This is a genomic window from Mesorhizobium sp. M0618 (genome assembly GCF_040320765.1).
In the GTDB taxonomy this organism is placed as follows: Bacteria; Pseudomonadota; Alphaproteobacteria; order Rhizobiales; family Rhizobiaceae; genus Mesorhizobium.
In genome coordinates this window covers 83,612-103,424 of sequence record NZ_JAMYQH010000017.1, presented here as the reverse complement: position 1 = coordinate 103,424, position 19,813 = coordinate 83,612, and the positions used below count along the sequence as shown (strand labels likewise).

General features: G+C 63.2%; 22 protein-coding genes. 14 read left to right on the top strand and 8 right to left on the bottom strand.

The genetic code is table 11. The features are described 5' to 3' along the window. Window position 1 precedes the first annotated feature (1 nt). Window positions 2–1,096, bottom strand: a complete 1,095-nt coding sequence (locus tag NKJ04_RS19205; protein ID WP_352677093.1) for an ABC transporter ATP-binding protein — start codon at window positions 1,094–1,096, stop codon at window positions 2–4. A gap of 141 nt (window positions 1,097–1,237) precedes the next feature. Further along, window positions 1,238–2,917 carry an amidohydrolase gene (locus tag NKJ04_RS19200; RefSeq protein WP_352677092.1) on the bottom strand — a complete coding sequence of 560 codons (1,680 nt, stop codon included), beginning with the start codon at window positions 2,915–2,917 and terminating at the stop codon, window positions 1,238–1,240. 156 nt (window positions 2,918–3,073) lie between these two features. Between NKJ04_RS19200 and NKJ04_RS19195 the strand changes: the two genes are divergently transcribed. From NKJ04_RS19195 to NKJ04_RS19180, 4 genes are all read left to right on the top strand, one after another. Next, complete coding sequence (locus tag NKJ04_RS19195) at window positions 3,074–3,835, top strand: TetR/AcrR family transcriptional regulator (RefSeq protein ID WP_352677091.1); 762 nt, start codon at window positions 3,074–3,076, stop codon at window positions 3,833–3,835. A 26-nt stretch (window positions 3,836–3,861) separates the two neighbouring features. After that, a complete protein-coding gene (locus NKJ04_RS19190; RefSeq protein ID WP_352677090.1) occupies window positions 3,862–4,893 on the top strand; it encodes a histone deacetylase family protein in 1,032 nt (343 codons plus the stop codon). 551 nt (window positions 4,894–5,444) lie between these two features. Beyond that, complete coding sequence (locus NKJ04_RS19185; protein WP_128304928.1) at window positions 5,445–6,155, top strand: helix-turn-helix transcriptional regulator; 711 nt, start codon at window positions 5,445–5,447, stop codon at window positions 6,153–6,155. Next, entirely contained in the window at window positions 6,152–6,922 is a 771-nt protein-coding gene (locus NKJ04_RS19180) for a helix-turn-helix transcriptional regulator (protein WP_128304927.1), read from the top strand. The genes NKJ04_RS19185 and NKJ04_RS19180 overlap by 4 nt, the downstream gene beginning before the upstream one ends. A 35-nt stretch (window positions 6,923–6,957) precedes the next feature. On the opposite strand, the gene NKJ04_RS19175 is transcribed toward NKJ04_RS19180, so the two are convergent. The 6 genes from NKJ04_RS19175 to motA are packed head-to-tail and all read right to left on the bottom strand — an operon-like array spanning window position 6,958 to window position 11,796. Then, window positions 6,958–7,395, bottom strand: a complete 438-nt coding sequence (locus NKJ04_RS19175) for a BspJ family T4SS effector nucleomodulin (protein WP_127268991.1) — start codon at window positions 7,393–7,395, stop codon at window positions 6,958–6,960. Beyond that, window positions 7,392–8,474 carry a flagellar biosynthesis protein FlhB gene (flhB, locus tag NKJ04_RS19170; protein ID WP_127396602.1) on the bottom strand — a complete coding sequence of 361 codons (1,083 nt, stop codon included), beginning with the start codon at window positions 8,472–8,474 and terminating at the stop codon, window positions 7,392–7,394. Before flhB ends, NKJ04_RS19175 begins: the two co-directional genes overlap by 4 nt. A 9-nt stretch (window positions 8,475–8,483) precedes the next feature. Further along, window positions 8,484–9,494 (bottom strand): flagellar motor switch protein FliG, encoded by a 1,011-nt coding sequence (locus tag NKJ04_RS19165; protein ID WP_352677089.1) that lies wholly within the window; start codon window positions 9,492–9,494, stop codon window positions 8,484–8,486. A gap of 43 nt (window positions 9,495–9,537) precedes the next feature. Next, window positions 9,538–9,924: a flagellar motor switch protein FliN gene (fliN, locus tag NKJ04_RS19160; protein ID WP_352677088.1), complete on the bottom strand. Its 387-nt coding sequence runs from the start codon at window positions 9,922–9,924 to the stop codon at window positions 9,538–9,540. A gap of 16 nt (window positions 9,925–9,940) precedes the next feature. Beyond that, window positions 9,941–10,888, bottom strand: coding sequence for a FliM/FliN family flagellar motor switch protein (locus NKJ04_RS19155; RefSeq protein ID WP_352677087.1), 948 nt, complete (start codon window positions 10,886–10,888; stop codon window positions 9,941–9,943). A gap of 32 nt (window positions 10,889–10,920) precedes the next feature. Continuing rightward, window positions 10,921–11,796 (bottom strand): flagellar motor stator protein MotA, encoded by an 876-nt coding sequence (gene motA, locus NKJ04_RS19150; RefSeq protein ID WP_023809996.1) that lies wholly within the window; start codon window positions 11,794–11,796, stop codon window positions 10,921–10,923. Between the two features lie 146 nt (window positions 11,797–11,942). Between motA and NKJ04_RS19145 the strand changes: the two genes are divergently transcribed. From NKJ04_RS19145 to NKJ04_RS19100, 10 genes are all read left to right on the top strand, one after another. After that, complete coding sequence (locus NKJ04_RS19145) at window positions 11,943–13,064, top strand: DUF1217 domain-containing protein (protein WP_023809997.1); 1,122 nt, start codon at window positions 11,943–11,945, stop codon at window positions 13,062–13,064. A gap of 7 nt (window positions 13,065–13,071) precedes the next feature. Further along, window positions 13,072–13,794 (top strand): flagellar basal-body rod protein FlgF, encoded by a 723-nt coding sequence (gene flgF, locus NKJ04_RS19140; RefSeq protein ID WP_023809998.1) that lies wholly within the window; start codon window positions 13,072–13,074, stop codon window positions 13,792–13,794. A 3-nt stretch (window positions 13,795–13,797) separates the two neighbouring features. Beyond that, window positions 13,798–15,201 carry a flagellar protein export ATPase FliI gene (fliI, locus tag NKJ04_RS19135; protein WP_023809999.1) on the top strand — a complete coding sequence of 468 codons (1,404 nt, stop codon included), beginning with the start codon at window positions 13,798–13,800 and terminating at the stop codon, window positions 15,199–15,201. Then, window positions 15,188–16,030 (top strand): hypothetical protein, encoded by an 843-nt coding sequence (locus NKJ04_RS19130; protein WP_023810000.1) that lies wholly within the window; start codon window positions 15,188–15,190, stop codon window positions 16,028–16,030. The genes fliI and NKJ04_RS19130 overlap by 14 nt, the downstream gene beginning before the upstream one ends. 80 nt (window positions 16,031–16,110) lie before the next feature. After that, on the top strand, window positions 16,111–16,491 hold the full coding sequence (gene flgB, locus NKJ04_RS19125; protein ID WP_023810001.1) for a flagellar basal body rod protein FlgB: 381 nt from the start codon (window positions 16,111–16,113) through the stop codon (window positions 16,489–16,491). Between the two features lie 2 nt (window positions 16,492–16,493). Beyond that, the gene (gene flgC, locus NKJ04_RS19120; protein ID WP_013529797.1) at window positions 16,494–16,910 is read left to right on the top strand and encodes a flagellar basal body rod protein FlgC; all 417 of its coding nucleotides are present in this window, start codon (window positions 16,494–16,496) and stop codon (window positions 16,908–16,910) included. Beyond that, a complete protein-coding gene (fliE, locus tag NKJ04_RS19115) occupies window positions 16,910–17,236 on the top strand; it encodes a flagellar hook-basal body complex protein FliE (protein WP_023810002.1) in 327 nt (108 codons plus the stop codon). Before flgC ends, fliE begins: the two co-directional genes overlap by 1 nt. An 11-nt stretch (window positions 17,237–17,247) precedes the next feature. Further along, window positions 17,248–18,036 carry a flagellar basal-body rod protein FlgG gene (gene flgG / locus NKJ04_RS19110; protein ID WP_013529795.1) on the top strand — a complete coding sequence of 263 codons (789 nt, stop codon included), beginning with the start codon at window positions 17,248–17,250 and terminating at the stop codon, window positions 18,034–18,036. A gap of 3 nt (window positions 18,037–18,039) precedes the next feature. Next, window positions 18,040–18,567, top strand: a complete 528-nt coding sequence (gene flgA, locus NKJ04_RS19105; protein ID WP_031212802.1) for a flagellar basal body P-ring formation chaperone FlgA — start codon at window positions 18,040–18,042, stop codon at window positions 18,565–18,567. Then, window positions 18,564–19,805: a flagellar basal body P-ring protein FlgI gene (locus NKJ04_RS19100; protein WP_352441901.1), complete on the top strand. Its 1,242-nt coding sequence runs from the start codon at window positions 18,564–18,566 to the stop codon at window positions 19,803–19,805. The genes flgA and NKJ04_RS19100 overlap by 4 nt, the downstream gene beginning before the upstream one ends. Window positions 19,806–19,813 lie beyond the last annotated feature (8 nt).

Genomic DNA, 19,813 nt, shown 5'->3' with positions numbered 1-19,813 from the left:
GTCAGTCCTTCAGGACCTGAGCGGCATCGCTGCCGATGAGGATGCCGACTGCGTCGCCCTTCTCGAAACCGCAGCCCGCGCTGCGCGTGTTCTGCTGGCGTACGGTGAAGAGTTCGCCACTGTCGAGATGAACATGGATGTGGGTGTCGGTGCCGAAATAGACGATGTTTTCGACCGTCCCCGACAGTTCGCCCTTGGCCTTGGTCAGCTTGGCGTGTTCGGGCCGAACCACCACCGTGGCGTTGGATTTGGACTGGAAACCCTGGGCCACGGTCGCCTCGATGGTCGCACCGGATTTGAGCGTGGCGCGCGCCTTGCCGTTGGCCATCTCGCTGATGGCGGCGGTGAGGAAGTTGGTTTCACCGATGAAGTCGGCGACGAAGCGCTCCGCCGGCTTGTCGTAGATATCCCAGGGCGAACCGACCTGCAGGATCTTGCCCGATGACATCACCGCGATGCGGTCTGACATGGTCAGCGCTTCTTCCTGGTCGTGGGTGACGAAGATGAAGGTGATACCGGTCTCGTGCTGCAGCCGTTTCAACTCGATCTGCATCTCCTTGCGCAGCTTGTAGTCAAGCGCCGACAGCGGCTCATCGAGCAAAAGCACCTTCGGCTGCGGCGCCAAAGCGCGGGCCAAAGCCACGCGCTGCTGCTGGCCGCCGGAGATCTGGCTGGTGCGACGACCAGCGAGTGCCTCCATCTTGACCAGCTTCAGCATCTCGGCGACGCGCGCCTTGATCTCCGCCTTCGGCTTGCCCAGCATTTCCAGGCCAAAGCCGATATTGTCGGCGACCGTCATGTGCGGGAACAGCGCATAGGACTGGAAAACGGTGTTAACCGGCCGCTTGAAGGGCGGCAGCGGCGCGATGTCCTGGCCGTAGAGCAGGATTTCACCGGCGGTTGGAAAGTCGAAGCCGGCGATCAGCCTGAGCAACGTCGTCTTGCCGCAGCCGGATGGCCCCAGCAACGTGAAGAATTCGTTCTCCCGGATAGATACCGAGACCGTGTCGAGGGCAGCTACCTGCCCCTCACCTGATCCGAAAATTTTGCTGACGTTTACTACTTCAATCGCATTCCGATCCGGTTTGTCCGGCACGATTACGCCTCACTGTTGACCCCGCTCTTGCTGGCGGAGCTCTTCCCCTGTTCGATGTGACCACATGGCCGGTGGGTTGGCAAGCCCGGCATTGGGTCACAGTTCAATCAGTCATTGAGGCCTGCAAGCCCCATGCCATAGTCAGGCCTGATAGGTGACCTTGCCGCCGCAAATCGTCGTCACCGGCCGCACCTTGTGCAGGTCGGCCGGGGCGGTGTTCTCGATATCCATCGACAAAACCACCAGATCGGCCATGTAGCCTGATTTCAGCGTGCCCTTGCGGTGCTCGGCGAATTCGGCGTAGGCGCCCTCGATCGTGTAACCGGCGATCGCTTCATGCAGTGAGAAACTCTGGTCCGGGTCGCTTTCTGCCCACGGTTTGCGCAACACTGCCGCCTGAATGCCCAGGATCGGATCGATCGGCGACACCGGCCAATCGGATGCGAAGACGACATGCGCGCCGGCATCCTTCAAGGTCCGCCAGGCATAGCTCAGCGGCCAGCGCGCCGGCCCGATGCGAGACACTGTCGGCTCCAACGGAAAATCCATGGCGCCGGGCGGATGCGGCGGTTGCATGGAGGCAATGACGCCGAGTTCGGCGAAACGCGGCACATCAGCCGTGGTGGTGACCTCGATGTGCTCGACACGGTGACGGCTGTCGCGCTTGCCGTTCGCCTTCTGCGCCGCCTCATAACCGTCGAGCACCGCGCGCACCGCGCCGTCGCCGATCGAGTGCACGGCGATCTGCAACCCGCGTCTGTCGACCGCGACGGCCAGATCGATGAATTGTTGCGGCGTGAACAGCGGCTCGCCAACCCAGTCCGGGCGGTCGGCATAGGGCTCGACCATTACAGCTGTCCAGGAATCGAGAACGCCGTCGTAGAACACCTTGACCATGCCCGACGACAGCCATTCGCTGTTGTAGCGTTCGGCCATATCGGACGCCTTGTCGAGCATGTCGAGCGTCATGAAATTCTTGTAGTGGAACGGGATCTTGACGCGGCAGGGCAAACCTTCCTCGGCGTCGATCTCGGCCAGCAGCTCAAGTTGATAGAGATTGCCGTCCATGTTCTGGATCGAGGTGATGCCGTGGCGGGCGCACCAGGCGAGCCCGCGCCGCATGATGTCGCGGTCGGCGTCCCGCTCGGCCGTCGTCGGCATCGGGTCCGGCTCGCCGCCGGTCGACAGCCCCAGCCGCACCCGGCCTTCGCCGGCAAGGTCGAGCACCGGGCCAAAGGCCTCGCCTTCGCGCAATTCACCCGCGGCCAGTCCGTCGTCGCCCATGACGATCTCATTGCCCGGCCCAAGCGTGCGCCCCTGCAGGACGCCGGCCATTTCCAGCGCCTTGGTGTTGGCCCACATGGTGTGATGGTCAGGCGCGGCCATGCAGAACGGGCGATCGGGCAAAATGGCGTCGAGGTGGTGGCGCGTCACCCGCTCGCTGCCGAGCACGGTGTAGTCGACGCCCTGGCCGACCAGCATCTTGGCGTCGGGCCGGGTCGGCGCATAGTCGCGGATCGCCTTCTGCAGCGCCTCGAAGCCATGAATACCGGTGAGTTGAAGGTGGGCAAGTTCAGCCCCGCCCGAAAACAAATGCATATGGGCTTCGATGAACCCCGGGACCACCGAACCCCCCTTGGCGTCGATCACCTTGGTGGTCGGTCCCTTGAACTCTTCGATGGAGGCGCGGCTGCCGATGGCGATGATGGCGCCGTCCTTGACGGCGACGGCTTCGGCGGCGGGATTGTCGTCGTCCATGGTCCGTACACGACCGTTGATGACGATCAGATCCGCATTGTGACCCGCACCTGTGACAGACATCGCGACTCCGCGCTTTTGACGACTGACTGGGACCGACAACCCCTCATGTCCAACGACCTGCCACTCCACCGGAGCGGCGCCATGGGACGAAAAAGAATGCCAGCGCGCTGTCTTGGAAATTCCCCTTGTCATCCCAAGAGGCAGCGTGGATAAAGAATGCGACTGATTATTCGCGTTTGTCAACATACCGAATCTGGAATGTATTGTGGACAGCAAGCTCCCACCATGTTGAGACCAGGCGGGGAACGAGGACATCGGACGGTGAAGCGCAGTCTCGACCGCAAAACCAGGATAGCGCTCGAACCGCGCAAACAGCCGCGGCAACAACGCTCCAGCAAGGTAGTCGACCGGATTCTCGACGCAGCGCTGGTCTTGACGCGCGAGCAAGGAACCAAGACGCCGACGACGCTCGCCATTGCGCAGCGCGCAGGCTTGTCGGTTGGTTCGATCTACCAATACTTTCCCAACAAGGAAGCCATTCTTCTGGACCTCGCCCGGCGCTGGCTGTCATCCTTTCCCGAGGTGATCGCCAAGCGTATCAAGGTCGCCCCGCCCACCAACCGTGAAGAGTTTCGGCGCGAAGTGCGCAGGCTCTTCACCGACACGTCCAGGCTCTACCTGGAAAACGCCAGCCTGATGCCGGTGATCGAGGCCATTTCAGGCAACGCCGACCTCAGGCCGATCCAGAACGAATATGACGACCAGATCATCGCCCTCTACGCCGCATGGCTGCAGCATGTGAACCCGGCACTTGAAGACAAGATCGCCAGCCGGCTCGGTGTGCTGATGATGGAGGTCGGACACGTTTGCCGGCTTGTGGGGCTGAAAAAGGATCGCAGGACGTTCGACCTCATCGAGGACGATGTGGAAACCATGTGGCTCGCTCTGGTGAGCCCTTATCTCAATCTTGAATCTTGACTGATTTCACACTTCGAGAGGAATTTATGAAGACTGTTTTCTCCCCCCTGCACGCCGGCCATGCCGGCCAAATGGAACTGGTCACATCGGCCATCGTGCCGGGCTTCGAAAAGCCATCGAGGGCCGAATTCATCAAGGCACGGGTCGAAAGCGAGAAACTGGGTCCCATCATCGCGCCGCACGAACATGACCTCGCCGCCGCCAAGCGCATCCACAAATCAGACTATATCGACTTTCTCCCGACGGTCTGGCCGCAATGGCTGGAAGCAGGCCTCACGGGCACGGCGATGCCCTTCACCTGGCCGACGCGCGGCCTGCGCGGCGACGTGCCGCCAAAACGCATCGACGCGCTACTGGGCTATTATTCCTTCGATGCCGGCGCCACCTTCGTCGAAGGCACATGGGCGGCGATCAAGTCTTCCTACGACGTGGCGCTGACCGCCGCCGGCCTGGTCAAGGATGGCGAGGCTTCCGCCTTCGCGCTCTGCCGTCCGCCCGGCCACCATGCCGGGGCTGGCTTCATGGGCGGCTATTGCTACATCAACAACGCCGCCGTCGCCGCGCAATGGTTCCGCGACCAGGGCGCCAAACGCATCTCGATCCTCGATGTCGACTATCACCACGGCAACGGCACGCAGGAGATATTCTACGACCGTGCCGACGTGCAGGTGCTCAATCTGCATGGCGATCCGATGGTCGAGTACCCGTTCTTCCTCGGCCATGCCGACGAACGCGGCGCCGGCGAAGGCGAAGGCTTCAACATCAACTATCCGATGCCCTTCGGCACCGACTGGGATGCATGGAACGCCTCGCTCGAGGATGCCTGCGCCAGGCTCACCGCTTATGCACCGGATGTCGTCATCGTCTCGCTGGGTGTCGATACGTTCGAGAAGGACCCGATCAGCCAGTTCAAGCTGAAGACATCTGATTATCCCAAGATCGGCCGCCGCATCGCCAGGCTCGGCCTGCCGACGCTGTTCGTCATGGAAGGCGGCTATGCCGTCGAGGAGATCGGCATCAACGCGGTAGGCGTGCTGAGCGGGTTCGAGGATCGGTAAATGCCTGTCGTTCAGGAGCATCTAGCGATTTTGGGACAACGACAGGCATAGCAAAGGACCACCGGGACCGGGCGGCAACATCGCCCGGTTCCCACTATCGGGCCAAGGCACCAGCCTTCGGCACAGCAACCGGCGCGCCCATCTGTTCAATGCTCCCGAGCCTGGCGAAATCGACCAGCCGCCGAGAGGACCGGCGAAGACTTTCGCGTCCCGGTCTTCTGTCCAAGGCGCGAAAACCGACCTCTGAGTCGCACCTGAGTCCATCGGATTCGATTTTGTCAAATCGCGTTTGATGTCAGATTCAACTGCGGGTAGATTAGACCCGAATCAGCCGGTCCTCGGGGGGCGCGGCGACCACCCAAAGTCTCTTGTTCCGGAGCTTTTCCGGCACCAGACGCGGACGGCTTCGCGTTCCCTGAATGGATTCGGGATTTGGTTCGGCGCAGCCCTGCGCCACGCGTGTGTCTTCGTCAAAGTAATGCGTATTCGGGTTCGGCGGCTGGCTTCCAGCATCCGGACAGCAGAAACGATTCCGGCCAAAAGCAACAAGAATGAGCAGTCCCGCCGCACTTCTTCAATCCGACACATTGGGCTCGCGCCTGACGTCGCGCGGCGATCTCACCAGTTTTTTCATGCAACTGACCGCCGAGATCGGCGCGGACAGCTACATGTTGGTCGCCATCGTCCACGACCAGGACCGCAACGATGCGCGCATCGTCTCCTCCAACTGGATTTTCGATGCCATCGAGCTGATCGGCAAGCGGCTGATCGCCGGGCTCGCGCAAGGCGCGCTCACCGTCGCGCCAGGTATCCGTCCACAGCCGCTGGTGGCATCCCGGGCACCAGAAACAGACGGATTGATCACCGGCGAGGAAGCCCGCCTTCTCGACGTGCTCGGCCATGCCGAAATCTATTCGCTGCGCCTCAATGTCGGTCGCCAGCGCCTGTTCGCCCTGTTCTCTGCGGCGACCGCCGGCAGCATCGACCAGCCGGCGTTGATGCGGGCGCAGCTGAAATGCTGCTACGCGCTCTCGCACATTCCGCAACTGATTGCCGCCGCCGCCATGCAGGATCCGTTGTCGGATCGCGAGCGCGAATGCCTGTTCTGGGTTTCCGAAGGCAAGACCACCGACGAGGTCGCCGTCATCCTTGGCGTCTCCTCCAACACCGTCAATAGCTACATCACCCACGCCATCCAGAAATTCGCGGCCAGCAACCGCGCGATGGCCATCGCCACGGCGATCAGGAGCGGCATCATTTGAAACACGCCGATATCAAGGAAACGGCCGAAGCCCTTTTCAACGAGCAGCGCAACCCGTTCGGAGCCTTCACCCTTGGCTCCGAAACCCATCACGCGGTCACCATTCCCGATGCCGTGCGCCGCTGCCGCTGGATCGCCGTTGACATGAATGCCTCGGCTTTCGGCCTCTTCTTCGTAAGCCCCTCGCCCGAGCGGGCGCGGCTAGTCCCATGCTTTGATTCCGACTATCCCGGCATTGCCGTGGCGACCAAGTTCATCTCAGGCGCCAACGGCGAGGAGATCGTGCGCCACACCCGCATCTCGACCGAACCGCGCTGGTGGACGGATGACGGCGTCCCTGCCATGGCGGAGCTGTTTGGCGATCTCACCTGGACCGAGCAGATGGCGGCGCTGGTGCCCGGAACCAGCGGCATCGCTTTTCCCGTTCACGCCGACCGCGGCCAATGCGGCCTTGTCGTGTTCCTCGGCTCGGAGATGACCATGCAGCAGGATGCGCTCTACGAAATACACGCCCGCTGCTTTTCGCTGTTCGCCGCCGTCGCCCGCATCCGTCCGGGCGATACCGGCCGCATGCGCGCAATCTCCAAGCGCGAACTCGAATGCCTGAAGCTGACCGCCAACGGCAACACCAGCGAGGAGATCGCGCGGCTCCTGAAACTGTCGGTGCACACCGCCAACCAGTATCTGACCCAGTCGACCCAGAAGCTCAACGCCGTCAATCGCAACCAGGCCGTTGCCAAGGCGCTGCGGCTGGGCTTGATCGAATAGGGGAATTCGACAGCGCTTCGAAAGGCGACCGACGGTCAGCGATAGGCGAGCGGCTCGACCTTGCGGATACGCGCCTGTTCGATCACCGCCTCGAGCAGCGCCGTATTGTGCTCCGGGTCTTCGCCCGGCTTCTCGAACGACACGTAGTTGACCGCCACCGATGCGCCGAGCTCGCTCAGCGTCAGCTGGAAATAGACGGTGACGCCGGGCGGCCTCAGTTCCAGATCGAGCACGATGCGCGGGCTGCCGCTCCAGTCGACATGCGCCTCACCACCATGGCCGAGCCGTAGAGTGCCCGGCATGAAGAACAACTCAACCGCTGAATCGACCAGGTCCGACAGGCACGCGAAATGCTCCAGCCGGATAAAGGCGATGTAGTCGGCGACATCGATCAGCCTGAGTTCCCCCACCACCTGCTCGATGGCGCTGGCGACGATGATCTCGCGGGATTTTGCGTGCGGTTGCCGGTTCATGAAATCTGTCTGCGCTCAGCCTTTTTCGAGTAGACGATCCGCACCAGTTCGGCGACGGCCTGGTAGAATTGTGATGGGATCACACTATCGACCGAAACTTGCTTGTACATGGAGCGGGCGAGCGCCACGTCCTCGAAGACCGGGATGTTGTGTTCCCGCGCGATCTCTCGGATTTTCAGCGCCACCAGATCCTGGCCCTTGGCCAGCACCATGGGTGCCGAGTCCTCGTCGCGCACATATTTCAGCGCGATCGAGAAGTGCGTTGGGTTGGCGATGATCAGCGTCGCGCGCGGCACCGCCGTCATCATCCGCTTGCGCGCCCGGTCGCGCGCCAGCGAGCGCAGCCGCGACTTGACGATCGGGTCGCCCTCGGACTGTTTGAACTCGTCCTTGACCTCCTGCTTGCTCATGCGCAGATCCTGCTTCCAGTGGAAGCGCGACCAGACGATGTCGATTGCCGCGATCAGCCCCATGACGAAGACGATCGCCACCAGGATGTCGACGGCGATGCCGCGGATGACGAGACCGAAGGCGACCGGATTGGTGATCATCCCGGCGAGCAGCTTTCGGTGGTCTTCCGACAGCGTGAAGCTCAGCACGACGATGGCAAACCCGACCTTGCCGAGTGACTTCAGGAACTCGACCCAACCCTGGATGCCGAACAGCCTGTTCCACCCCTTGGCGATCGAAATGCGCGAGAGTTGCGGCCGGACCCGCTCGCCTACGAATTGCGGCATGTTCTGGAACACCGAGGCGCCGACGCCGGCGACGGTCAGCAGCACCATCAGGCTCAGGACGGCGCGGCCAACCTCGAGGAGGACGATCTTGTAGAGCGCGATGACGTCGGTCTCGGTGTCCATCGGCCAGGCTTCCGGCTTCTCCAGGAACATCGACAGGAACATGCCGAGATCGATGATCGCATCCTTGGCGTAGAAGACGGTGAACACCAGTATGGCAACGAACGAGGCAAGGAGCGCTGTCTCCCGCGAATGGGGCAGTTTGCCCTGTTCGATGGTGTCGCGGATCTTCTTTTCCGTCGCCTCTTCGGTTTTCGAATCCTTGTCGACCGCGTCAGCCATGGCGCGGTCTTAGGCGGCGTCTTGGGTCGAGGGTAGTTCGAAGGCACCTTCGCGCGACAGCCGGATCGTCGTCGTAACGATCGTCTTGCGCGCCGCCGTGATGTCGGCGAGAGGGACCCCGTCCGAGCCCTGTCCGAGTTCGGCTTCGATCATGCGCCGCGAGCGGGCGCCGATGGCTGACAGCACCGATTCTGCGAGTGCGGCCGAAGTGCCGCGCAGGGCCAGCGTGACCAACTCCGTCGACAGCCCGTCGAACAGCAGCACCCGCGCTTTCTGGGTGAGCAGCGGCAAATCGTCGAAAGCAAACAGGCGGGCCCTCACACCGTCGAGATCAGGCGTGCCGGCGGCTTCCAGATCCTGCATGACCTCCTCGAGCAGCGGCTTGTCGAGTTCGTTGAGAACGCTGGCGACACGCGCCTGCCCGGCCGAGGTGTCCTTGGTCGAGGTTTCCGCCAGCACGCTGGTACGCAGCCGGTCTTCGACGATCCTGGCGGCAGCGTCGGGAACATTGGCCATCGTCACCATGCGCTTGATGATTTCTCCACGCATCGGCTTGGTCAGTGTCAGCAGCACGTTGGCCGCCACCTGCGGTGCCAGTTTCGACAACACCATGGCCGCCGTCTGCGGATGCTCACCGGCCAGGAAGGCACCAAGCCGCGCCGGCTCGAGCTTTTCAAGCTCGGGCCAGATCGGCGGCGGGCCTTCCGGTGCGACCTCGAATTTCTTGTCGCCCATGATCGCGCTCATCTCTTCGGGCGAGAGCGATTCGTTGAGGATGGTGTCCATCCTGTCGGCGGAATCAAGCAATCCCGCCCCTTCCGTGAACTCGGCCTCGAACTCGGCGACGATACGTTCGAGATCGCTTTGCGGAATCGTCCGCAGCAGGCGGGCGCCCTCGATCAGGGCCTTCAGTTCTTCCTGCTTGAAGAATTTCAGCAGGCGGCTGGCCGACGGCTTGCCCATCGCCACAAGTATGGCGGCCGCCTTCTGCGCGCGGGTCAAGGTCACCGGCGTCGTCATGCCACTCGCCTCCGCTGCCACCGGCAAGCCCCGCAAACCATGTCTAGGCGCCCTTCGTGCCGGCGATGATTTCGGTCAGCCTGATGCCGAAACGCGACGGATCGCTTTCCAGCACGGTGATCTCGCCGCGCGCGATCTTGCGGCCGTTGACCACGACGTCGACGGGTTCCCCGATGCGGCGATTGAGCGCCACGGTCGACCCTTTTTGCAGCGCCATCAGATCGGAGACCGGCATCTCCGTGCTGCCGAGGATGATCTGGACATCGACGGGGATGTTCATGATCACGCTCGAATTGGCTGATGAGGCCGCCCTGACCGCCGCATCGGGGCGCTGCTCCTCTTCATGCAGGACACCGCGCAACTCTTCGATGGCACGGTCGAGTTGCTCGTCCGGCTGGTCGAGGTCGGCTTCCGCCTTGGTTTTGGCCATGATCGTCTCCAAATTCTCAGGCGCGTCCGGCGGCTGCCGGCATCAGCCCGTCGATAAAGTCCTGTCCGGCGTCGTAAGGATGCCTGATCCGGACGGTGTAGCTCTGTCCCAGTTTGCCGAACTCGCATACGAACAGCGTCTTGCCCCGTGCGCTGAGACGCGCCTGGGACTGGGCCTTTTCCTCGAATTCGATGACGTCGCCGATTTGGAAACCGGCGAGCTCGCCGAGCGTCAGCCGCGCCAGCGGCATCGTGGCCTCGAGCGCCACGGTGGAGCGCATCACCTCTTCCGAAAAGCGGGCGCGCCAGCTGGGGCCGTGATCGTCGTCGCTGACAGGCACGGCTCCGTCGCGGCTGGCCAGCACGACGCGCTGCGGCATCGTCACCGTGACGGTGCCACTATCGGCCGGCGTCGAGATGCCAAGCACGATACGGATTGCCGCGCCATCGCGCAGCACATACCGCTTCGCCTCGGTGCCGGACATTGCTCGCGGCGCGGGCAGGCGCAGGTCGAGCGAGCGCTTTCCCGATCCGTTGAGGGCCTGCGCGACCTGCTGGAACACCATGGTCGAAACATCGATTTCGATCTGCGACAGATCGCGTTCGATCGGCGATGCCGGCAGATCCGGATCGCCGCCGAACAGCGTGCAGACCATGATCGCGATCGCCGGAGCATCGATCACCAAGGTCATCGCATCGGAGGACGCCGACGAGCCGATCACGGTCATGGCAAACGTGTCGCCGGCACGCGAACGCGCCTCGGGAACGCGGCTGACCTCGATCACTTTGAGTTCGACGACGACCGGAACGCCAAGCTCGCTGGTCAGGCTTTTCTGCAACAGCGGTACGGCGCGTTCGGCCATGGCGCGGCCTGCGTCGATGACCTGCGCGGCCTCGCCGCTGTCGCCGACCAGACGCTCGATGATCAGCGAACGCGCTTCCGCTGGACTGCCCAGGCTGGTCATGACAGTGCCGGGACCGATCTGTCGCGCATCGTTCAGGCGGCCTTCTTTTCGACGGTGCCGGTATTCATCGTGCTCTGCTCGACGGCGTCGATCGTCGGCCGTTCATAGGACGAGATGGTCTTGCGGCCGAACTCGATCGCCACCTGCGGCAGCGCACCGTTCATGTAGGCCAGCAGCGTCTGCTTGACGATGATATAGAGGCGGTTCTTCTTCTCGCGCACTGTCTTGATCTTGGTGGCGACCGGCCCGACCACCGAATAGGACAGGAAGATGCCGAGGAACGTTCCGACAAGTGCGGCACCAATCAAACCGCCGAGGATTTCAGGCGACTGGTCGAGCGCGCCCATCGCCTTGACCACGCCGAGCACGGCGGCGACGATGCCGAGCGCCGGCAAGCCGTCGCCCACCGCCACCAGCGCGTGATAGGCCTTCATCTTGTCGGACTTGATGGTCTGGATTTCTTCGTCCATCAGCGCCTCGATCTCGTGCGAGCGGGCATTGCCGATGATGATGATACGGCAGTAGTCGCAGATGAAATGCGTCAGGTCGTGGTTATGCAGCACGGTTGGGAACGCCTGGAAAATCGCCGACTCTTCCGGATTGTCGATATGCGCCTCGACTTCGCTGCGGGATTTCGAGCGCAGCTCGCGCATCAGCGAGTGCAGCACGCCGAGCGTCTCGAGATAGTCCTGTTCCTTCGGCACCGCCTGCTTGAAGGCTTCGAGGATGCCCTTGCCGGTGTCCTTGACCGTCTTCATCGGATTGGCGACGAGGAAGGTGCCAAAAGCCGCACCACAGATGATCACGGCCTCCCATGGCTGAATCAGCACGTGAAGATGGCCGCCCATGGCCATGAAGCCGCCAAGGACGCAGCCGAGCGTTACCACCAGTCCAATCAGAATGCCCACGACAGGTCCTTCCGCATTTCACATCAGGAGCTAGGGATAGTCCCCGTGCCTTGTGTGAGGCTTGAATCGAGGGCTTGGAAGCGATTCAGTTTCGCGCAAGGAAGTAGGGGTATTGTGCCGGCATAGCTTCGGCCGGAGGCACGTCTTTGCTCAATACCTTTACCAGCTACCAGCTCATCACCAAGGACATTTCAAAATCGATCGACAGGATCGAGCAGCAGCCCGTGGTTGATCGCGACACCAAATATTATCTCGCGAATATCACCAAGGTGAAATCGATCGACGATTTCGTCAAAAACGACCGTTTGTTCAAGTATGCCATGAAGGCCTACGGGCTGGAGGACATGGACTACGCCAAGGCCTTCATGGTCAAGGCACTCAAGGAAGGCGTCTCCGATCCCGACAGCTTCGCCAACAAGCTGACCGACAAGCGCTACGCCGAATTCGTCAGCGCCTTCAACTTCGCCGCCAACGGCGCCGATGCGACCATCTACAACAAGACACAGCAGTTGGTGACCAAGAACTATGCCACCCAGGCGCAGATCGCCGGCCTCGATCCCAATTCGGCCTATGTGAAGGGCGAGACGACATACTATCTTGCCAACATCACCAAGGTGAAGTCGATCGACGATCTGATGTCGAACAACCGGCTCTACACATACGCGCTGGCGTCATTCGGTCTCGATTCGGCGACGGAGGACAAGGATCTCATCAAGCGGGTTCTGCAGGGCGGCGTCCGCGACCCCGACAGTGTCGCCAACAAGATGACGGACAAGACCTATGCCGCGCTTGCCTCCGCCTTCAACTTCGAAGCCTATGGCGAAAACACCACCACCATCAATCCGGCGCAACAGCCGACCGTCGACAAATACATGCGCCAGACCCTCGAAGAGGATGCCGGTCAGACCAACCAGGGCGTGCGGCTGGCGCTTTATTTCGATCGCAAGGCCCCGACCATCACCAGCTGGTATGACGTGCTGGCCGACACCGCGCTTGCCAGTGTCGTGCGCACCGTGCTCGGCCTGCCCGATTCCTTCGCCACCGCCGACGTCGACAAGCAGGCGCAGCTGTTCGAGCAAAAACTCGACATCTCGGATTTCTCCGACCCCGAAAAACTCGGCAAGTTCCTGACGCGCTTCACCAGCATGTACGAGATCAACCACCCGACTTCATCGGCCGTCGCCTCGGTCAGCGTGCTGTTTGCCCAGCCACTCACCGTCGGCATCTCCACCGACCTGATGATGGCCATGCAGAAACTGAGGTTCTGAGACCATCATGCGGGACAGCCTGTACGTCGCCCTTTCGTCGCAGATCGCGCTCGAGCGGCGCCTCGACACCATCGCCGACAACGTCGCCAACGCCTCGACGATCGGCTTTCGCGCCACCGGGGTGAAGTTCGAGGACGTCGTCTCCGGCACCGGGCAGAAATCGGTATCCTTCGCCTCTCCGGGCAAGACCTACCTTTCCGGCGCCCACGGTGCCTTGAGCGAGACCGGCAATCCCTTCGATTTCGCCGTCCAGGGCGATGCCTGGTTCGCCATAGAGACGCCGGTCGGCACCGTCATGACCCGCGACGGACGCTTTTCGATGAACGAGAACGGCGAGTTGATGTCGCTCGAGGGCCACCCGGTGCTCGATGCCGGGGGCTCGCCGATCCAGCTTGACCCCCGCAACGGCCCGCCCAAGGCCGGGGCCGATGGTTCGTTGCGCCAGAACGATCAGCTTGTCGGCTCGATCGGTCTCTACAATTTCGATCCAGGCGCGAACTTCGTCCGCTACGGCAATTCCGGCATCGTTCCGGCACGCACCCCGGAGCCTGTCACCGATCGCTCGGATATCGGCGTTGCCCAGGGCTTTCTCGAAGAGTCCAATGTCAATCCGGTGCTGGAGATCACCAGGCTGATCATGGTCCAGCGCGCCTTCGAGAACACCGCCGCCCTGATGCGGCAGACCGACTCGTCCACCGACGAGGCGATCAAGACGCTCGGCTCGAAATAATCCATGTCGCTCGACCAGCCATCCCTGCGCGCACTCGAAAGACAACTCCAGCCGGCGCCGGAAGACCGGCTTGCCGCGCTGGAACGGGTCTGGCGGCGTTTCGCCGACGCCGAGGCGCTGCTCAAGCGCGGCGGCCGCGTCATCGAAGTCACGCCCACGCACTACAAGGTGCACGGCCTTTCCGGTTTCGCCAGGCTGGGCGACATCGTCGAGCAGCGCGGCAATGCCGGTGCGCGCCGCGGCGAGATCGTCAAGATCGGCCGCGACGAGGCCGTCGTGGCGCCCTTCGAACGCAGCGCCGATTCCGGCATCGGTGATGCCGTGTTCCGCCGCGGTCCGCTCGTGGTGGCGCCGCATGCCTCGTGGCGCGGCCGCACCATCGACGCACTCACCAGGGCGATCGATGGCGGCCCGCCACTCGCCCGGGGAGACGACACAACGCGCGGCGCCCAGACGACGCCGGGGGCCATGGCGCGGCAACGCGTCGGCACTGCCTTCATGACCGGCGTCAAGGTCATCGACATCTTCACGCCGCTCTGCTTCGGCCAGCGCCTCGGCATCTTTGCCGGCTCCGGCGTCGGCAAGTCGACGCTGCTCGCCATGCTCGCCGGCGCCGACGCATTCGATACCGTCGTGGTGGCGCTCGTCGGCGAACGCGGCCGCGAAGTCCGTGAATTCCTCGAGGACACGATCGGCGACAGCATGGCCAAGACCGTCGCCGTCGTCGCCACCAGCGACGAAAGCGCCATGATGCGCCGGCGTGCGCCAGACACCGCCATGCGCATCGCCGAGCACTTTCGCGACCAGGGGCATCGCGTTTTGCTGGTGCTGGATTCGATCACCCGCTTCGCTCACGCCCTGCGTGAGGTGGCGACTGGAACCGGCGAGCCGCCGGTCGCGCGCGGTTATCCGGCCTCGGTGTTCACCGAACTGCCCAAGCTGCTCGAACGCGCCGGGCCGGGTACGGAAGGCAAAGGGTCGATCACCGCCATCATTTCCGTGCTGGTCGACGGCGACGATCACAACGACCCGGTCGCCGATTGCGTGCGCGGCATCCTCGACGGCCATGTCGTGCTCGATCGCACGATCGCCGAACAGGGTCGCTATCCCCCCGTGAACCCGCTGTCGTCCATATCGCGGTTGGCCGGAAAGGCCTGGAGCGTCGAACAGCGCGCGCTGGTGACAAGGCTGAAGTCGATGATCTCGCGCTTCGAGGACACGCGCGATATCCGGTTGCTTGGGGCCTATCAGGGGGGCGTCGATGCCGAACTCGACATCGCCGTGCGCCAGGTGCCGCTGATCTATGAGGCGCTGACGCAAGCGCCGAAGGATCGCCCGTCGGCCGACCCTTTCTCCGATCTCGCCCGCCACCTCAAGAGCAAGCTGAACGCCGATGCCGGAGACTGAACGCGAATATACCGAGCGCATCCTGCGCGACATGATCGCCGAGGCCAATGCCGTGGAGCAAGCCGAGGCTGACGAAGCGAGAACCGCCAAGGCAAAGGCTGCCCGTATCATCGCAGCCAAAGCCGAGGCCGTTCTGGCCAGAGCCGTCAAGCCAATCCTGCCACGGGCTGGCAGAGCCGATCCTGATCTTCTGGCCAGGCCCGTCGAACCCGCTCTGCCCCGGGCTGTCCAGGCGGTGGCTGCCGAGATGACGCAGGCGAGCCGCGACTCGCTGATCAACGGGCTGTTCCCGCGCACCGAATGGCCGCAGCCGCCAAAGGCACCGTTTCCCCGACTGAGGAAGAAGTCCGACCGACGCAGCGATTTCGTCATAGCCGCGCTCGGCATCACGCTCGGCCTGATCTGCGCCCTGTTTCCCTGGTACATCTTCTTTAACCAGGACCAGTTTGGCGTCCAGGCGATGAAGTTCGGCGGCACCGGCTCCAATTCCGGGCGAGCGGGCGGCGGCGTGGTCGCCGAACGCAGCGCGCCGCTGACGGCAAAGGATATTCCCGCGGCCAATCTCGATCTTCTTGCCACCGGAACGGTGCGGGATGATGCCAATCCCGCAGCCGCACCCGACGAGCAACCGTTTCCGGCCGACGCGGCGAAATTCCGCATGGTTCATGTCGCCAACGGCCGTGCCATGATCCAGGACGACGCTGGCCTCTGGATCGTCCAGCGCGGCTCGATACTGCCTGACTCCAGTCAGGTGTCCTCCATCGAGCAGCGCAACGGCAAATGGGTCATGGTCACCAGTGCCGACCGGGTAATCGAACTCTCCAGATAAACGATCTCCGGCTTCCGGCCATCCGCAAGGCCCGCGCAAGACTGGCGGCCTAGTCTCTGGGTACCTGCTCGGAGATTCCCATGGAGCCCGTTTCCCTTTTCGATCTCGCCGCCAAGCAAGCGCAATGGCTGGCCGTGCGCCAGTCGGCAGTCGCCGGCAACATCGCCAATGCCAACACGCCGGGTTATACGGCAAACGACGTCGAGCCATTCGAAAAGGTGCTCGACCGCGCCGCCGTATCGCTGCAGGCCACCCAGGCCGGCCATCTCGGCAATGCAGCGAGCAATGCCGGCTTCACCATCAAGCCGCAGGAGGATGACGGCGTCGTCATGCCGTCCAAGAACTCCGTCGTTCTGGAAGACCAGTTGCTGAAAGCCGGCGAGGTGCGCCACTCCTTCGAACTCAACACGGCGATCGTCAAGGCGTTTCATACGATGATGATGATGGCGGTGAAGAGCTGACCATGGACGCACTGACCGCAGCCCTCAAAGTCGCAGCATCCGGCCTCGGCGCCCAGTCGGAGCGCCTGCGCGTGGTTTCCGAAAACCTCGCCAACGCCCAGTCGACCGGCACCGCGCCCGGCTCCGATCCTTATCGCCGCAAGACCATCAGCTTCGTCTCCGAGCTTGACCGGGCCTCCGGCAGTTCAACGGTTGCAGTGAACTCGATCGATCGAGATCCCAGTGACTTTCCAGTCGAGTTCCAGCCCGGCAACGAGGCAGCCGACGAGAAGGGCTACGTCAAGATGCCCAACGTCAACGTGCTGATCGAAATGGCCGACATGACCGAGGCCAACCGCTCCTACGAGGCCAACCTTCAGGTCGTCAAGCAGGCCCGTGACCTGATTTCCATGACCATCGACCTGATGAGGAACCAGTAATGATCAGCGGTATCGGAGCCCTTCAGTTCAAGCCGTCGATCGGCGGCGATGACACGGCGACAAGCCTGCTCCAGGGCGGCGCAACACCCTCGGCCGGCGGCAATGTCGGCACCTCCTTTGCCGAGGCGCTGAGCCAGGCAGCCTCCAAGACCGTCGACACGATGCAGAATGCCGAGCAGGTATCGATGCAGGCGCTCAAGGGCGACGCCGACACCCGTCAGGTGGTCGACGCCGTGATGAGCGCGCAGCAGGCGCTTCAGACCGCCGTCGCCATCCGCGACAAGGTGGTTTCCGCGTATCTCGAAGTCAGTCGAATGGGCATCTGAGGAATTCCGCCATGAAAGCACTTGCCATCGCCGCCACCGGCATGAATGCCCAGCAGACAAATCTGGAAGTCATCGCCAACAACATCGCCAACATCAACACCACCGGCTACAAGCGCGCCCGTGCCGAATTCTCCGACCTGCTCTATCAGGTCGACCGCACGCAAGGCGTGCCCAACCGCTCCAACGCCTCGCTGGTGCCGGAGGGCGTCTCGATCGGCCTCGGCGTCAAGACGACGGCCGTGCGCAACGTGCACACACAGGGCGAACTGACCAGCACCGGCAACAGTTTCGACCTGGCGCTGACCGGCAGGGGCTGGTTTCAGATCGAGGGTGCCGACGGCGGCACGCTCTACAGCCGCGCCGGCGCTCTCAACACCAACGCCACCGGCCAGCTGGTGACGGTCGACGGCGCTGCCGTCATTCCGGCAATCAACGTCCCCGTGGATGCCGTCGAGGTCATCGTCAACAAGACCGGCCAGGTCTTCGCCCGCATCGACGGCCAGACCGACCTGCAGAACCTCGGTCAGCTTCAGATCGCCAATTTCGCCAACGAGGCCGGCCTGGCGCCGCTCGGCGACAATCTGTTCCAGGAAACCACGGCTTCGGGGCCAGCCAATGTCGGCGTGCCTGGCGATCCAGGCTTCGCCACCATCCAGCAGGGCTATCTCGAAGCCTCCAACGTCGACCCGGTCAAGGAAATCACCGAGCTGATCTCGGCGCAGCGCGCCTATGAGATGAACTCCAAGGTCATCCAGGCCGCCGACGACATGGCCTCCGTGGTCTCCAAGAACATCAGGTAACGCATGATGTCGACGCCCGGCCTCCTGTCCGCATTCCGCCGCAGCGCGCTCGTCCTTGCGCTGGTGACCGGCACGATGCCGGCTTTTGCCCAGGAATCGGCCAACCAGTCGGCCACCCGGATCGCCAGCAATCAAGCTGTCGGCGAGGTGGTGCTTATTCCGAGCCGGGTTATCTATCCCGGCGAGACCATCAACCTGGCTGCCCTGAAACAGGTCACCCTTATCGTCGGCAAGCACAAGCCAGAGGCGGTCGCCACACGGGTCGAGGAACTGGATGGCAAGGTCGCCAAGCGCACGTTGCTGCCCGGCCGCTACATTCCCTCCACCGCCATCCGCGAGGCCTGGCTGGTCGAACAGGGTGCTTCCGTGCAGATCTTCTTCATCGCCGGCGGGCTGACGATCTCGGCCACCGCCGTGACGCTGCAGCCGGGAGCCGCGGGCGACCTCGTCAAGGTTCGCAACATCGACAGCGGCAAAGTCCTGTCCGGCACGGTGATGGCGGATGGAACCATCCAGGTCAGCGCTTCATGATGCGCGGGCTTACCCTGATACTGGCAGCCGTGCTTGGCCTGCAGCCGGCGCTGGCCGACGGCCTGACGCCGAAGGCCAAGCGCGAGCTCGCCGCCAAGAATGGCGGCGTCTACAACGATCCCGAATATGATCCGGCCACCACCAGCCGCATGTTCCGGGTGTCGACCGGGCCGAGTTCGCTGCCGCCGGGCCAGGTCGCCTCGCGCATCAAGGACATCGCCCAGCTGCAGAGTTCGCGCGACAATCAGCTCGTCGGCTACGGCCTGGTCATCGGCCTTGCCGGATCGGGCGACAGCCTGCGCAACTCGCCATTTACCGAACAGTCTATCCGCGCGATGCTCGAAAACCTCGGCATCGCCACCGAAGGCGGCAGTGCACGCGCCAAGAATGTCGCCGCCGTCATCGTCACCGCCAACATGCCGCCCTACGTGCAGTCGGGCGCCCGCATCGACATCGACGTCTCCTCGATGGGCGACGCGACCTCGCTTTCCGGCGGCACGCTGATCATGACGCCGCTGAAGGCGGCGGACGGCGAGATCTATGCCGTCGGCCAGGGCTCGGTCATCGTGTCCGGCTTTACCGCCCAGGGACAGGCCGAGCAGCTGACGCAAGGCGTGCCGACCTCCGGCCGCGTGCCGAACGGCGCCATCGTCGAGCGTGCTGTCCAGGCCGAGTTCGACGATCAGGCGATCCTGACGCTGCAACTGCGCAATCCCGATTTCTCGACCGCTATCCGCATCGCGGACGCCATCAACGATTACACCGGCCAACGCTTCGGCATGCGGGTCGCGGCCGAGCGCGATTCGCGCACCGTTCAGATCAGAAGGCCGAAGGGTGTCTCGGCGGCGCGCTTTTATGCCGAGATCGAGAACCTTGTGGTCGAATCCGACACGCCGGCCCGTGTCGTGATCGACGAGCGCACCGGCACCATCGTCATCGGCAATGACGTCAAGATCTCACGGGTCGCCATCAGCCACGGCACGCTCACCGTACGCATCACCGAAGCGCCGCGCGTCGTCCAGCCCGAGCCCTTCTCCAAGGGCGAAACCGCCGTCGAACCGTTCACCGCCATCGACGCCAGCCGGCCCGACGCCCGCGTTGCCGTGCTTGACGGACCCGATCTCCAGACCCTCGTTTCCGGCCTCAACCGCCTCGGGGTCAAGCCGGACGGCATCATCGCCATTTTGCAGGGCATAAAGTCGGCCGGGGCCCTGCAGGCCGACCTGGTTCTGCAATAGGCGATGCC

Excerpts from the sequence above, each read along its gene's own strand:
- NKJ04_RS19200 (WP_352677092.1), bottom strand. The coding sequence starts at position 2,917 with ATGTCTGTCACAGGTGCGGGTCACAATGCGGATCTGATCGTCATCAAC.
- NKJ04_RS19195 (WP_352677091.1), top strand. The coding sequence starts at position 3,074 with ATGCGACTGATTATTCGCGTTTGTCAACATACCGAATCTGGAATGTAT.
- NKJ04_RS19190 (WP_352677090.1), top strand. The coding sequence starts at position 3,862 with ATGAAGACTGTTTTCTCCCCCCTGCACGCCGGCCATGCCGGCCAAATG.
- NKJ04_RS19185 (WP_128304928.1), top strand. The coding sequence starts at position 5,445 with ATGAGCAGTCCCGCCGCACTTCTTCAATCCGACACATTGGGCTCGCGC.
- NKJ04_RS19175 (WP_127268991.1), bottom strand. The coding sequence starts at position 7,395 with ATGAACCGGCAACCGCACGCAAAATCCCGCGAGATCATCGTCGCCAGC.
- flhB (WP_127396602.1), bottom strand. The coding sequence starts at position 8,474 with ATGGCTGACGCGGTCGACAAGGATTCGAAAACCGAAGAGGCGACGGAA.
- NKJ04_RS19165 (WP_352677089.1), bottom strand. The coding sequence starts at position 9,494 with ATGACGACGCCGGTGACCTTGACCCGCGCGCAGAAGGCGGCCGCCATA.
- fliN (WP_352677088.1), bottom strand. The coding sequence starts at position 9,924 with ATGGCCAAAACCAAGGCGGAAGCCGACCTCGACCAGCCGGACGAGCAA.
- NKJ04_RS19155 (WP_352677087.1), bottom strand. The coding sequence starts at position 10,888 with ATGACCAGCCTGGGCAGTCCAGCGGAAGCGCGTTCGCTGATCATCGAG.
- flgF (WP_023809998.1), top strand. The coding sequence starts at position 13,072 with ATGCGGGACAGCCTGTACGTCGCCCTTTCGTCGCAGATCGCGCTCGAG.
- fliI (WP_023809999.1), top strand. The coding sequence starts at position 13,798 with ATGTCGCTCGACCAGCCATCCCTGCGCGCACTCGAAAGACAACTCCAG.
- NKJ04_RS19130 (WP_023810000.1), top strand. The coding sequence starts at position 15,188 with ATGCCGGAGACTGAACGCGAATATACCGAGCGCATCCTGCGCGACATG.
- flgB (WP_023810001.1), top strand. The coding sequence starts at position 16,111 with ATGGAGCCCGTTTCCCTTTTCGATCTCGCCGCCAAGCAAGCGCAATGG.
- flgC (WP_013529797.1), top strand. The coding sequence starts at position 16,494 with ATGGACGCACTGACCGCAGCCCTCAAAGTCGCAGCATCCGGCCTCGGC.
- fliE (WP_023810002.1), top strand. The coding sequence starts at position 16,910 with ATGATCAGCGGTATCGGAGCCCTTCAGTTCAAGCCGTCGATCGGCGGC.
- flgG (WP_013529795.1), top strand. The coding sequence starts at position 17,248 with ATGAAAGCACTTGCCATCGCCGCCACCGGCATGAATGCCCAGCAGACA.
- flgA (WP_031212802.1), top strand. The coding sequence starts at position 18,040 with ATGATGTCGACGCCCGGCCTCCTGTCCGCATTCCGCCGCAGCGCGCTC.
- NKJ04_RS19100 (WP_352441901.1), top strand. The coding sequence starts at position 18,564 with ATGATGCGCGGGCTTACCCTGATACTGGCAGCCGTGCTTGGCCTGCAG.